Genomic DNA, 13,137 nt, shown 5'->3' with positions numbered 1-13,137 from the left:
CCGGTCGGGCGCTCACGAGGCCACGTCCCTGGCGGCGACGCCGCCAAAGCGCCGGTCCCGGTTTTCGAAGATCTCGATGGCGGCGAGCAGGTCGTCGCGGGTGAAGTCGGGCCAGTGGCCCGGCAGGTAGACCAATTCGGCATAGGCGGCCTGCCAGAGCAGGAAATTCGACAGGCGCTGATCGCCGCCGGTGCGGATGATCAGGTCGGGATCGGGGATGCCGGCCGTGTCGAGATAGGCGGCGAACGTGTCTTCCGTGATCTGCTCGGCGGTGATCTCGCCGCTCGCGGCCATGCGGGCGATCTTGGCTGCGGCACGGGCGATCTCGTCGCGCGCGCCGTAATTGAAGGCGATCACCAGGTTCATCGCGGCATTGTCGCGGGTCAGCGCCTCGGCTTCCTCGAGCAGCGCCTTGATGTCGGGTTTCAGGCCCTTGCGGTTGCCGATCACGCGCACCTTGACGCCGTTTTGGTGCAGTTCGGCCAGGTCGCGCCGGATGAAGAGCTTCAACAGCCCCATCAAATCGTTGACCTCGGAGGCCGGGCGCGACCAGTTCTCGGAGGAAAACGCATAGACCGTCAGCCAGCCGATCCCGGCTTCCCCGGCCGCGCGCACGGTCTTGCGCAGCACCTCCACGCCGGCGCGGTGGCCGGCGGTGCGCGGCATGCCGCGCGCCTTGGCCCAGCGGCCGTTGCCGTCCATGATGATCGCGATATGGGCCGGTTTGGTCATCGTCGCCTTCCAGATCAGCAAGCAGCCCCGTTTGCCCGATCACACATGCATGATCTCGGCTTCCTTCTCGTCAAGCACGCTGTCGATCGAGGCGATCGTGTCGTCGGTCAGCTTTTGCACCTGATCGGAGCGCGACCGCACCTCGTCCTGCCCAAGCTCGCCGTCCTTTTCCATCTTCTTGAGCCCTTCCATGCCGTCGCGCCGCACATGGCGGGCGGCGACGCGGGCGTTCTCGGCATATTGGTGGGCGATCTTGACCAGTTCCTTGCGCCGTTCCTCGTTGAGTTCGGGAAGCGGGATGCGCAGCGTCGTGCCGTCCACGATCGGGTTGAAGCCGAGATTGGATTCGCGGATCGCGCGGTCGACGGCGCCGACCAGGGTCTTGTCCCAGACCGAGATCTGGATCATGCGCGGTTCCGGCACGGTCACGGTGCCCACCTGGCTGATCGGCATCGGCGAGCCGTAGGCCGTCACCATGACCGGGTCGAGCAGATTCGCCGATGCGCGTCCGGTCCGCAGGCTGGCCAGATCGTGCTTGAAGGCGTTTACCGCCCCCTCCATGCGTCGTTGCAAGTCCTTGAAGTCATAAACGCTGCTCATTGTCTGGCTCCGTCTTCCGGTGGCATTCGCGGGCCGTGTCTCACTCGTCGGAAACGACGGTGCAGCGGCCTTTTCCCTTGAGAATCGCTCCGAAGCCGCCTTTTTCGTGTATCGAATAGACGATTATCGGAATGTTGTTTTCGCGCGCAAGCGCAATCGCCGCGGTATCCATCACCGCCAGCCCCTTTTGCAACACCTCGCGATGGGTGATGTGCTCGTAGCGGTGTGCGTCGGGGTGCTTTTTCGGGTCGGCCGAATAGACGCCGTCGACTTGCGTGCCCTTGAACAGCGCGTCGGCGCCGATCTCGGCTGCGCGCAGGGCCGCGGCCGAATCGGTGGTGAAGAAGGGATTGCCGGTGCCGCCGGCGAAGATCACCACCTTGCCGGCGTTCATGTAGGCGGTGGCCTTGCGCTGGGAAAAGCTCTCGCACAATTCGGGCATGGCGATCGCCGACAGCACCACCGCGTCGACCCCGATCTTGACCAGCGAGGTGCGCATGGCGAGCGAGTTGATGACGGTGGCCAGCATGCCCATATGGTCGCCGGTCACCCGGTCGCCGCCGGCCGAGGCCACGGCCACGCCGCGGAAAATATTGCCGCCGCCGATGACCAGCCCGACCTCGACGCCCAGTTTTCGCGCCTCGGCGATGTCGGCGGCGATCTGGTCGGCGACCGAAACGTCGATGCCAAAACCCTGCTTGCCCATCAACGCCTCGCCGGATGCTTTGAGCAAGACACGGCGGTAGGGCGGATTGGCGGGCATCACACACTCTTTATCGTTCGGGAAACCGTTGCGCGGCTTGCGATACACGAAGGGCGCCGCGTTGTCACGCGACGCCCTGATAGTGCTTGCGGTGCTAAGATAGAGTTATTTTTTGACCGCCGCGGCGACTTCGGCGGCGAAATCGCTTTCTTCGCGCTCGATGCCCTCGCCGAGCGCGAAACGCACGAAGCCGGTCAGCTTGGCGGGCGCGCCGATCGCGGCCTCGGCTTCCTTCAGCGCCTGTTCAACGGTCAGGTCGGGATTGATGACGAAGGCCTGCTTCACCAGCACCACTTCCTCGTAGAACTTGCGCAGCCGGCCTTCCACCATCTTGTCGATGATGTTGTCGGGCTTGCCGGAGGCGCGGGCCTGGTCGGCGAAGATCTCGCGTTCCCGGGCGACCGCGGCGGGATCGAGCTCCTCCGTGGTCAGCGCCATCGGATTGGTGGCGGCGACATGCATGGCGACCTGGCGCGCAAAGGCGCGCGCGGCCTCGGCGTCGCCGGCGGTCTCGATGCCGACGAGCACGCCGAGCTTGCCGAGATTGTCGCCGACCGCGTTGTGGACATAGGTCGCCACCGCCCCCTGCCCCACGGCCAGCTTGGCCGAGCGGCGCAGGCTCATATTCTCGCCGATGGTCGCGATCGCGTCGCGCACCTGGTCGACCACCGCCTTGCCGGTGCCGGGATAGGCGACCTGGGCGACGGCTTCGGTCGATCCGTCGGTCGACAGCGCGACGGTGGCGATGTTGCGGACCAGATCCTGGAAGGCCTCGTTGCGGGCGACGAAATCGGTCTCGGAATTGACCTCCACGACGATGCCGGCCGTGCCGTCGGCGGCGACGCCGATCAGGCCCTCGGCGGCCGTGCGGCCGGCCTTCTTGTCGGCCTTGGCGACGCCCTTCTTGCGCAGATAGTCGACTGCGGCTTCCATATCGCCGCCGGTCTCCGTCAGTGCGCTCTTGCAGTCCATCATGCCCGCGCCGGTCATCTCGCGGAGCTCTTTCACCTGTGCAGCCGAAATGCTCATCTCTACCTCTCGTACCAAGTCGGGTCAGACGCCGTTCGGCGGTCTCGTGCAACCGTTGCGCACGCCCGGACAATGCCCTTGTTCGCGGCCGGCACGCAGCTCACCGTGCCGGTCCGCCTCGCAGATTAGTGCGACGGATTTATTACGCGTCCTTGCCGGCTTCGCCATCCGTGCCGGCGGCGGCTTCGGGCGCCGGCTCAGCCTCAAGCGCGGGCTCGACCGGCGTTTCCTCGGCCGCGCCGACATCGACGCCGAGCGCGCCCTGCTGACGCGCGATGCCGTCGATCGCCGCCTTGGCGACCAGGTCGCAATAAAGCGCGATGGCGCGGGCGGCGTCGTCATTGCCCGGGATCGGATAGTCGACGATGTCGGGGTCGCAATTCGAATCGACGACCGCCACGACCGGAATGCCCAGGCGCTTGGCCTCCTGGATGGCGATCGCTTCCTTGTTGGTGTCGATCACGAACATCAGGTCGGGCGTCGAGCCCATGTCGCGGATGCCGCCGAGCGCCTTGTTGAGCTTCTCGCGTTCGCGCTCCAGGTTGAGGCGCTCCTTCTTGGTGAAGCCCTGGGCGTCGCCGGCCAGCAGCTCGTCGAGCTTGCGCAGGCGCTGGATCGAATGGGAAATCGTCTTCCAGTTGGTCAGCATGCCGCCCAGCCAGCGTGCATTGACGAAATACTGCGCCGAACGCTGCGCCGAATCGGCGATGATCTCGGAGGCTTGGCGCTTGGTGCCGACCATCAGCACGCGGCCGCCGGCGGCCACCGTGTCGGAGATCACCTTGAGCGCCTGGTGCAGCAGCGGAACGGTCTGCGACAGGTCGATGACGTGGACATTGTTGCGCGAGCCGAAAATGTAAGGCGCCATTTTCGGGTTCCAGCGGTGGGTCTGGTGGCCGAAATGAACACCAGCTTCCAGGAGCTGACGCATACTGAAGTCGGGCAGTGCCATAGGTTTTTCCTTTCCGGTTTGCCTCCACGGGTGAACGACGACACCGCGTTCGCGATGGCGCCACCGGCGGCGACGACCGGATTTGTCCCGGCGCGTTACCAATCCCCGTGTGTGGAATGAGCGCGCAAATAGGCGATTTCGCCCGCCATTGCAAGTCTCGCGCCCGGTTGCGTGCCTGCGCGGGCGCCGGCCGGCTATTTTTGTCGGCCCGTCCTCGCCCTTTGCCCTGGCGGCGCGGGGCGCGCAGCCTGCTCGCCGGCTTGGTCGCGGCGCTTGCCGTTCTTGACCCGGACCCGGCGGAACACGGCGACGATCTCCTCGCGGCCGCAGGCGACGGCCCCCAGCGCCAGCGCGCGGCTGCGCTCGAGCCCGGTAATGTCGTAATGGGGCGCCGAGGTCTTGGGCGGCCCCTGATAGGACTGGCGGGTGATGCCGAGCTTGGCGGCGAAGCCGTGCAATTCCTCGGGCGTGTCGGCCAGCAGATGGCACCATCTGCGGCCGGCGAAGCGCCACAGCGGGCGGTCTACATAGACGGCCACCGCGCCGCCGTCAGTTCTCGCAGCCTGCCGGCTGGTCGAACAGCGCCAGATCGACCAGCTTTCCGGTCATGGAAAAATCGCCGTAGTCCATCACCAGGTCGCGGGTGATTCCGTTGGGATGCAGCTTGAAGTCGATCCGGTAGTCGGGCAGTTCCTCGCCCTTGGACAGATCGAAATAGGCGATCGACACCGGCCAGTAGCGCGCCGGCTCGATCGCGCCGGCGGCCGGAAATTCGCCGTCCTGCGGATCGGTGGCGCTCGGCTGGCCGATGATGACGGTGGTCGTCATGATGCGGTCGGCATCCTCGGACCCGTCATAGAGATTTGTTTCGTAAAAGGTTTCCCCTTCTTCGGCCTTCGCGATCAGCTCTTCCAGATGGCGCGTGGGAAACTGCGTCGCCTCCAGCGTGACGGTGTTGGGCTCGGGCTTGTCGATCTCCACCACGGTGGCGCCGTCCTGCAGCCGGGCGCGGCCTTTGACCTCGCGGTCGAGCGCCCGGTCGACATAGGCCTTGGTGACGAAGTCGAAACTGTCGCCACCCGGTCCCTCGTAGGTCGAGGTCTGCTGGTCGGTCATGCGCGCGGCGTCGGCGGTCTCGATCTGGGTGACGAAGCGGAAATTGACCGTATAGCCCTCGCAGGCCGATCCGTTGAACTCGTAGACCATGCGCCCGCGCGCGGCCGTGATGCCGGAACGGTCGGAGGCTTCCTCGAGCGCGATGTCGTAGACGGCGCGGTGCGGCGCCAGGCCCGGCTGGGCCAGGGCCGGCGCGGCGAGAAGCCCGCACAAGGTACTGGTGGCAAAAGCGCGGATGACGCGCATGGTAGTCTCCCTGACCTCCGCCGCGGCGGAGCTTGCATGACGGTCGGTGGCGGTTAAGCCGTCATTGAGCTGATTCCTGGGCACAGTATTAAATATGGCTTGGCGGAAGCCAGAGCAAATTACACTGTGGCCGCACCGGCACGATGCAGACGCCGGCGCGAACAGCCACGAGAGAGGGGAGCCGCACGATCATGACAGCCGAACAGCGCCTGGCCGAACTGGGCCACGACCTGCCGGCCGCGGCGGCCGCGGCCGGCAACTATCTGCCTTTCGTGCGGACCGGCACGCTCTTGATGACCTCCGGACAATTGCCGCTCAAGGACGGCAAGCTGGTCGCAACCGGGTTGCTCGGTCGCGAGCTGACGCGGGAACAGGGCCAGGACGCCGCGCGCCAAAGCGCCTTGAACCTGCTCGCCCAGGCCAAGGCGGCCGCCGGCGATCTGGAAAACATCGTCCGCCTGGTCAAGATCACCGTCTTCGTCGCCTCGACGCCGGACTTCACCGAACAGCATCTGGTCGCCAACGGTGCCTCCGACCTGCTGGCCGACGTGCTGGGCGAGCGCGGCCGGCATGCGCGCGCCGCCGTCGGCACTGCGGTCCTGCCGCTCAACGCGCCGGTCGAGATCGAGGCGATGTTCGAACTTGGTTGACCCGGCCAGGCACGACCTGTCGTGGCTGACCGCGCGCCCGATAGCGCATCGCGGCCTGCACGACCTCAACCGGCGTTGCTGGGAAAACACCTTGCCCGCCTTCGAGGCGGCCTGCGCCAAGGGGTACGCGATCGAATGCGACGTCAGGCTTGCCGCCGACGGGGTCGCGGTGGTCTTTCACGATGCCGAACTGGAGCGCCTCACCGGCCGGCCGGGGCTTGTGCAAGACCATACGGCCGCCGAACTGGGCGCCATGCGCGTCGGGGAAACCGACGCCTGCGTGCCCTCGCTTTCCCAGGCGCTCGCCTGCGTCGCCGGCCGGGTGCCGCTGGTGATCGAGCTGAAAGGGGCCGAGGGCGCCGATGCGGGGCTGGTGCGCGCCGTGGGCCGCGATCTCGCCGCCTATTCCGGCCGGGCGGCGATCATGTCCTTCGACCCCTGGCTGGTGCGGCGCTTTTCGACCGACGCGCCGGGCGTTCCCGCCGGGTTGACCGCCATGGGCACGCAGACGGAGGAACTGGAAAAGCACTTTTCCATGCTCGCCCACGACATCGATTTCGTGTCCTACGGGGTTTCCGATCTGCCCAACCCGTTCGTCGCCTTCGTGCGCGACCGGCTCGCCATGCCGGTCATCATCTGGACGGTGCGCACCCCGGACGACATCGCCCGCACCGTCGCCTTTGCCGACCAGATGACGTTCGAGGGCTTCGAGCCGATCCCCGATCCCGCCTGAGACAGGCCGCCGGGTTTTGCCTTGCAAGCCGGACCGGGCGCCATATCTTGGCATGATGGTGACAGACCCCGCATGCAATGGCTCTCCCGAAGCGGACGATTTCGTCCTTCGCGTCGTGCCCTCGTTCAGCCAGTTCGGCGAGAGCGAGTGGCGGAGCCTTGCCGGCACCTGCAGCAGTGATGACACGACGCCCTACAATCCCTTTGTTTCGCACGGGTTTCTAAGTTCGCTGGAAGAGGCGGGCTGCGCCGTGAGGGAGACCGGATGGCAGCCCCAGCACCTGCGGCTCGAAGGACCGGGCGGCGCCCTCCTCGGCGCCATCCCGTGTTTCTTGAAGTCGCACAGCCAGGGCGAATATGTCTTCGACCACGGCTGGGCCGACGCGTTCGAACGCGCCGGCGGCGCCTATTATCCCAAACTCCAGGTCTCGGTGCCGTTCACGCCTGCCACCGGCCCGCGCCTGCTTGCCCGGCGCGGCGACGATCCCGCCGCGGTGCACGGCGCGCTCGCGACCGGGTTGAAGACGCTAACCGAGCGGCTCGGCGTGTCGTCTGCCCATGTCACCTTCGCGCCGGCGGCCGAAGCCGACGCCCTCGAACAGGCCGGGTTCCTGCGCCGCACCGACCAGCAGTTTCATTTCCGCAACGACGGTTACGGCTCCTTCGACGATTTTCTCGCCTCGCTCGCCTCGCGCAAGCGCAAGGCGATCCGCAAGGAACGCCGCGACGCGCTCGAGCCCGGAATCGCGATCGAGTGGCTGAGCGGCCGCGACCTGACGGAAGCGGTCTGGGACGATTTTTTTCGCTTCTACATCGACACTGGCGGGCGCAAATGGGGGCGGCCCTATCTGACCCGCCGCTTCTTTTCGCTGATCGGCGAGCGTATGGCGAACGACATTTTGCTGATCATGGCGCGGCGCGACGGACGCTATATCGCCGGCGCGATCAATTTCATCGGCGGCGACACGCTGTTCGGCCGGCACTGGGGCTGCGTCGAGGACCACCCGTTCCTGCATTTCGAGGTCTGTTATTACCAGGCGATCGCGTATGCCATTGAACGCGGGCTGAAAGTGGTGGAGGCCGGCGCGCAGGGACCGCACAAGCTGGCGCGCGGCTACGTGCCGGTGACCACCCATTCCGCGCACTTCATCGCCCATCCGGGGCTCAGGCGCGCGGTTGCCGACTATCTCGACCACGAGCGCGCCGATGTCGCCCGCGTCGGGGCCTATTTCGAGGAGCACGCCCCGTTCAAGAAGAGCTGACGGCGGCGGGCTCAGTGGGCGAGTGTCTTGGAAAACAGGTTGAGCACCAGCACGCCGGCGACGATCAACAAGATGCCGATGATGGCGGCAAGATCGAGCGTCTGGCGAAACCACAGCCAGCCGATCGCGGTGATGAACACGATGCCGACACCCGACCAGACCGCGTAGATGACGCCGACCGGCAGCACCCGCAGCGGCAGCGACAGGAAATAGAAGGCGAGCGCGTAGCCGCCGACCGTGACCAGCGACGGCCACAATTTGGTGAAGCCGTCCGTCTGTTTGAGCGCGGTGGTTGCCACGACCTCGAACATGATGGCGGCGGCGAGGTAAAAATAGGTCATCGACGGCTCCGCGATTCGGGCCCTGCCCGGTTGACGACGGTGAAACTAGCGCCGAAACATGGCCGCGATAGCGGTCACACGACGAGGATCAGATGAGCCAGCCCGCCTACGACGCCGACAATGTGTTTGCCAAGATCCTGCGCGGCGAATTGCCCGCCCACAGGCTCTACGAGGATGAGCACACGCTGGCCTTCATGGATATCATGCCGCGCGGCGACGGCCATTGCCTGGTGATCCCGAAAAAGCCGTCGCGCACCATTCTCGACGTCGAGGCGACCGACCTGGCCGCGGTGATGGCCACGGCCCAGCTTCTGGCCAGGGCCGTCACCAGGGCGTTTTCGGCCGACGGTGTGACAATCCAGCAGTTCAACGAGCCGGCCGGCGGCCAGGTCGTTTTTCATCTGCACGTGCACGTCATTCCGCGTTTCGAGGGGGTGAAGCTTCGTCCCCATACCGGCGAGATGGCCGACCAGGCTGTCCTGGCCGAGCAGGCCGAAAAGATCAGGACAGCGCTGGCCGCGCTCTGAGTCTTGCGGGAAGCCGCAAAAAGTCAGCCCAGCAGGAAAAGCCCGCCCAAGAGCGCCGCCTCGCCGGCCAGAATGCCGACGAAGACGCGCTTGCCGGCGGCGAGATAGGCCACGAAGCTGGCTATGGCGGCGGCGATGCGCAGGGCGAGCGGCGTGGCGGCGAGCGCGCCGGCCGGAAAGATGATCAGATTGGCGATCACGGCCGCCACCAGCGCGGTCGCCACCGCCCTGATGAAGACCAGAATGTCGGCGTCCTCCGACAGACGGTCGCCGAGATAGACGCCGAGATAACGCCAGCAATCCGTCGCCAGCCAGCCGGCAAGCAGGATGAACAGATAGGGCCACCACCAGGTGTCGATCGCGGCGAAACTCATTCGCGCGCCCTCCGGCTGGCGAAGCGGTGCCAGCCATAGGCCATCAGGCCGCCGAGCAGGCCCGCCGCCAAGAGGTCGACGCCCGGCGCGACGAGATGGAAGACCGGTCCCAGCGCGAGCCCGAATACCATGGCGAGATGGCCGGCGCGCTCGCGCGCCGATCCCCACAGCGAGGTCAGAAAATAGATCGGGGTCAGCAAAAACAGCGCCGCGCCGACGATCGGTGGCAGGTTCTGCGCCAGGCTGAACACGACCGCGACCACGACCATGTTGAGAACCACCAGCGTTGCGCCCAGCCCGGCATAGAAAACCGTGCGCCGGTGCCGGGGCACGGTCGGAAAACGCTCAAGCGCCACCACCCAGGAGGTGACGGCGACGAAATGCGACAAAGCGTAGAGCACCCATTTGCGTGTCGTCGGCGCGCGCATTTCCGGCACGATCGCGACCACCATCGGCATCAGCCGCACCGAGGAGAGCGCGACCGCGAAGGCGGCGGCGAGAAGCGTGGTGTTGGACAGGATCGCGCCGACCAGAACCACCTTGGCCGGCAGCGCCCACACGATGCCGACCATGAACACGGTCTCGGCCATGGTCAGGCCGGCTTCGCGCGCCAGGCCGGCGAAGCCGACAAAGGCACTGGCCAGGATCAGGCCCGGGATCGAAAACGACGCCGCAACGCCGCGCAGGAACCAGCGCCACGGACCGGCATTGTCGACCTTGGTCGTCGGCGGATCGGCGCGGCTCATCGCTTTTGCGCCGGGCGCGTGCCGGCGATGTGCGCGTGCGCGGCCTCAGCCAAGGTCGCGCACCTTTTGGGCGAGTCGGCGCGCGCGGGCGGCGAGCGCCTTGCGCGGCGAGGCCAGCGCGCGGCTGTGGGCGCGGCGCGCCACGGCGGGCTCGATCCGGCCGGTACACGCCAGCTCCACCAGCGCCGACAGGGCAGAGGCGGCGGCGATGGTCGAACGTTCGTCCAGCTTGCCGAGAAGGATCTTCGCCAGCCGGGAGGCTTCGCCCTTCTCAAGGTCGAGCCGGGCGAGGATTTTGGGGAGCTGTTCGCCGCGTTCCCAAGGGCCCGGCCGCGCCAGAAGGCTGATCAGGTGTGCGGCCCGGCCTTGGAACAGGTCGGGCCGGTCGAGCGCGACCTGCATGGCCGCGTGTGCGGCGTGGGCGACCACGGTTGCATCGTCGTCGGCCAGAAGCGCGACCAGCGCATCGAGTTGCCCGGGACAGTCCAGGACCTCCCGGGCGACGGCGCTCGCCTGCCCGATTTCGCCGCGGGCATTCTCGGCCAGACGGTCGCGCAGCCGGTTCATCGCCTGCGTGCCGGCCGCCGGATCAGCTCTTGCGCGGCATTTGCGGCACGAGGCTGCGCTTGGGCGGCTCCTTGTCCTTGTCCTTGCCCTTGGGCGCGGCTGCCGGCTTGGCCTTTTTCGCCGCCGGCTTGGCGCGCGGCTTCTTGGCCGGCTTGCGCTTGGCCGGCACTTCCTTCTTCGGCTTCACCGGCACGGTGTCGGCGATCGCGTCGAGTTTCAGGCCGGTCTCGCCGTCCTCCTTGGTCTCGACGCTGACGCGGACCGTTCCGCCCTTCTTGAGCTTGCCGAACAGGACCTCCTCGGCGAGCGGTTTTTTGATGTTGTCCTGGATGACGCGCGCCAGCGGACGCGCGCCCATGCGCTCGTCATATCCCTTGTCGGCCAGCCAGGCGATCGCGTCCTGCGACAGGTCGAAGGTGACGCCGCGTTCGGAAAGCTGGGCCTCGAGCTGCATGACGAATTTCTGCACCACCTTGTGGATCACCGGCACCGGCAGCGAGCCGAACGGGATCACCGCGTCGAGCCGGTTGCGGAATTCCGGCGTGAACATGCGGTTGATGGCCTCCATGTCGTCGCTGTCGCGCTTGGACGACCCGAAGCCGATCGCCGGCTTGGCCAGGTCGGCCGCGCCCGCATTGGTGGTCATGATCAGGATCACGTTGCGGAAATCGATCTGCTTGCCGTTGTGGTCGGTCAGTTTGCCGTGATCCATCACCTGCAACAGGATATTGAACAGGTCGGGATGCGCCTTCTCGATCTCGTCGAGCAAAAGCACGCAGTGCGGATGCTGGTCGATGCCGTCGGTCAACAATCCGCCCTGGTCGAAGCCGACATAGCCGGGCGGCGCGCCGATCAGCCGCGAGACCGTGTGACGCTCCATATATTCCGACATGTCGAAACGCAGCAGCTCGACGCCGAGCGAGGACGCGATCTGGCGGGCGACCTCGGTCTTGCCGACGCCGGTCGGGCCGGAGAACAGATAGGCCCCGATCGGCTTTTCCGGCTCGCGCAGGCCGGCGCGCGCCAGCTTGATGGACGACGCCAGCGCCTCGATGGCGCGGTCCTGGCCGTAGACGACGCTCTTGAGCTCGGCCTCCAGGCCGGCCAAAACCTTCTCGTCGTCGGCCGAAACCGTCTTCGGCGGGATGCGCGCCATGGTGGCGATGGTCGATTCGATTTCCTTGATCGAGATCGTCTTCTTGCGCTTGGTCTCCGGCAGAAGCATTTGCGAGGCGCCGGTCTCATCGACCACGTCGATCGCCTTGTCGGGCAATTTGCGGTCGTTGATGTAGCGCGCCGACAGTTCCACCGCGGCCTTGATGGCCTCGTTGGTGTATTTGACCTTGTGGAATTCCTCGAAATAGGGCTTCAGCCCCTTCATGATCTCGATCGCGTCGTCGACGGTCGGTTCGTTGACGTCGATCTTCTGGAACCGGCGCACCAGGGCGCGGTCCTTTTCGAAGAACTGGCGGAACTCCTTGTAGGTGGTCGAGCCGATGCAGCGAATCGTGCCCGACGACAACGCCGGCTTCAGCAGATTGGAGGCATCCATCGCCCCGCCGGAGGTGGCGCCGGCGCCTATTACGGTGTGGATCTCGTCGATGAACAGGATCGCGCCGGGAAACTCCTCCAGCTCCTTGACGACCTGCTTCAGCCGCTCCTCGAAATCGCCGCGATAGCGGGTTCCCGCCAGCAGCGTGCCCATGTCGAGCGCGAAGATGGTCGATTCGGCGAGCACGTTCGGCACGTCGCCCTCGACGATGCGCTTTGCCAGGCCTTCGGCGATCGCCGTCTTGCCGACGCCCGGGTCGCCGACATAGAGCGGGTTGTTTTTGGAGCGGCGGCACAGCACCTGGATCGTGCGGTTGATCTCGCTTTCGCGGCCGATCAGCGGGTCGATCTTGCCGGCCTGGGCCTTCTCGTTGAGATTGATGCAATAGGCGGTGAGCGCGTCCTGCTGTTGCTGTTTCTTCTTGCCGCCCTCCTCGGCCTCGCCGCCGCTATGGCCCTGCTCTTCCTCGGCGCCGCGCGGCGAGCGCGTTTCGGTGGCGCCGGGACGTTTGGCGATGCCGTGCGAGATGTAGTTGACGGCGTCGTAGCGCGTCATCTGCTGTTCCTGCAGGAAATAGGCCGCGTGGCTTTCGCGCTCGGCGAAGATCGCGACCAGCACGTTGGCGCCCGACACTTCCTCGCGCCCGGAGGACTGGACGTGGATGACGGCGCGCTGGATGACGCGCTGGAAGCCGGCGGTCGGCTTGGAATCCTCGCCGTAGCCGGTCACCAGATTATCGAGCTCGGTGTCGATATAACCGAGCACGGTCTGCTTCAATTCGTCGAGATCGACATTGCAGGCGCGCATCACCGCGGCCGCGTCCGGATCGTCGATCAGAGACAGCAGCAGATGTTCGAGCGTGGCATACTCGTGATGCCGCTCGTTGGCGTAGGTCAGCGCCTGGTGCAGCGCCCGTTCGAGGCCTTGCGAGAAAGCCGGCATTAGAAC

At 66.3% G+C, this 13,137-nt stretch carries 16 protein-coding genes; 4 read left to right on the top strand and 12 right to left on the bottom strand.

All coding sequences use genetic code 11. From position 1 onward, the window contains the following. Nucleotides 1-12: 12 nt before the first annotated feature. The 7 genes from EP380_RS10640 to EP380_RS10610 form a co-directional block, all read right to left on the bottom strand. Nucleotides 13-732, bottom strand: a complete 720-nt coding sequence (locus EP380_RS10640) for an isoprenyl transferase (RefSeq protein ID WP_106569947.1) — start codon at nt 730-732, stop codon at nt 13-15. 39 nt (nt 733-771) lie between these two features. Continuing rightward, nucleotides 772-1,332 carry a ribosome recycling factor gene (gene frr, locus EP380_RS10635; protein ID WP_106569406.1) on the bottom strand — a complete coding sequence of 187 codons (561 nt, stop codon included), beginning with the start codon at nt 1,330-1,332 and terminating at the stop codon, nt 772-774. A 40-nt stretch (nt 1,333-1,372) separates the two neighbouring features. Next, nucleotides 1,373-2,095: a UMP kinase gene (pyrH, locus tag EP380_RS10630; protein WP_127598506.1), complete on the bottom strand. Its 723-nt coding sequence runs from the start codon at nt 2,093-2,095 to the stop codon at nt 1,373-1,375. A gap of 105 nt (nt 2,096-2,200) precedes the next feature. After that, entirely contained in the window at nt 2,201-3,124 is a 924-nt protein-coding gene (gene tsf, locus EP380_RS10625; protein WP_127598504.1) for a translation elongation factor Ts, read from the bottom strand. A 142-nt stretch (nt 3,125-3,266) separates the two neighbouring features. Beyond that, entirely contained in the window at nt 3,267-4,076 is an 810-nt protein-coding gene (gene rpsB / locus EP380_RS10620) for a 30S ribosomal protein S2 (RefSeq protein WP_127598502.1), read from the bottom strand. A 194-nt stretch (nt 4,077-4,270) separates the two neighbouring features. After that, the gene (locus EP380_RS10615; RefSeq protein WP_127598499.1) at nt 4,271-4,615 is read right to left on the bottom strand and encodes a DUF4031 domain-containing protein; all 345 of its coding nucleotides are present in this window, start codon (nt 4,613-4,615) and stop codon (nt 4,271-4,273) included. Between the two features lie 10 nt (nt 4,616-4,625). Next, on the bottom strand, nt 4,626-5,438 hold the full coding sequence (locus EP380_RS10610) for a cell envelope integrity EipB family protein (RefSeq protein WP_106569410.1): 813 nt from the start codon (nt 5,436-5,438) through the stop codon (nt 4,626-4,628). A gap of 191 nt (nt 5,439-5,629) precedes the next feature. Here EP380_RS10610 and EP380_RS10605 point away from each other — a divergent pair, with 191 nt between their 5' ends. From EP380_RS10605 to EP380_RS10595, 3 genes are read left to right on the top strand one after another with little or no spacing between them, the layout of a single operon-like run. Next, entirely contained in the window at nt 5,630-6,088 is a 459-nt protein-coding gene (locus EP380_RS10605; RefSeq protein ID WP_127598497.1) for a RidA family protein, read from the top strand. Next, nucleotides 6,081-6,821, top strand: a complete 741-nt coding sequence (locus EP380_RS10600; RefSeq protein WP_238719822.1) for a glycerophosphodiester phosphodiesterase — start codon at nt 6,081-6,083, stop codon at nt 6,819-6,821. The genes EP380_RS10605 and EP380_RS10600 overlap by 8 nt, the downstream gene beginning before the upstream one ends. Nucleotides 6,822-6,873: 52 nt before the next feature. After that, a complete protein-coding gene (locus EP380_RS10595; protein WP_420845854.1) occupies nt 6,874-8,082 on the top strand; it encodes a GNAT family N-acetyltransferase in 1,209 nt (402 codons plus the stop codon). Nucleotides 8,083-8,093: 11 nt separating this feature from the next. Here the strand turns inward: EP380_RS10595 and EP380_RS10590 are convergent, their stop codons facing one another. Continuing rightward, nucleotides 8,094-8,423, bottom strand: a complete 330-nt coding sequence (locus tag EP380_RS10590) for a DMT family transporter (protein ID WP_106569413.1) — start codon at nt 8,421-8,423, stop codon at nt 8,094-8,096. A 92-nt stretch (nt 8,424-8,515) separates the two neighbouring features. On the opposite strand from EP380_RS10590, the gene EP380_RS10585 reads away from it, so the two are divergent. Next, nucleotides 8,516-8,950: an HIT family protein gene (locus EP380_RS10585; protein WP_106569414.1), complete on the top strand. Its 435-nt coding sequence runs from the start codon at nt 8,516-8,518 to the stop codon at nt 8,948-8,950. Nucleotides 8,951-8,973: 23 nt separating this feature from the next. Here the strand turns inward: EP380_RS10585 and EP380_RS10580 are convergent, their stop codons facing one another. From EP380_RS10580 to clpA, 4 genes are read right to left on the bottom strand one after another with little or no spacing between them, the layout of a single operon-like run. Further along, nucleotides 8,974-9,324 carry an AzlD domain-containing protein gene (locus EP380_RS10580; RefSeq protein ID WP_106569415.1) on the bottom strand — a complete coding sequence of 117 codons (351 nt, stop codon included), beginning with the start codon at nt 9,322-9,324 and terminating at the stop codon, nt 8,974-8,976. Next, nucleotides 9,321-10,070 (bottom strand): AzlC family ABC transporter permease, encoded by a 750-nt coding sequence (locus EP380_RS10575; protein ID WP_106569416.1) that lies wholly within the window; start codon nt 10,068-10,070, stop codon nt 9,321-9,323. Before EP380_RS10575 ends, EP380_RS10580 begins: the two co-directional genes overlap by 4 nt. Nucleotides 10,071-10,115: 45 nt before the next feature. Next, the gene (locus EP380_RS10570; protein ID WP_106569417.1) at nt 10,116-10,637 is read right to left on the bottom strand and encodes a hypothetical protein; all 522 of its coding nucleotides are present in this window, start codon (nt 10,635-10,637) and stop codon (nt 10,116-10,118) included. Between the two features lie 22 nt (nt 10,638-10,659). After that, entirely contained in the window at nt 10,660-13,131 is a 2,472-nt protein-coding gene (gene clpA / locus EP380_RS10565; protein ID WP_127598493.1) for an ATP-dependent Clp protease ATP-binding subunit ClpA, read from the bottom strand. Nucleotides 13,132-13,137: the final 6 nt, after the last annotated feature.

Source organism: Nitratireductor alexandrii (genome assembly GCF_004000215.1).
Taxonomy (GTDB): domain Bacteria; phylum Pseudomonadota; class Alphaproteobacteria; order Rhizobiales; family Rhizobiaceae; genus Mangrovimarina; species Mangrovimarina alexandrii.
The sequence above is the reverse complement of the archived record's forward strand: the minus strand, read 5'-3'. Positions and strand labels throughout refer to the sequence as shown.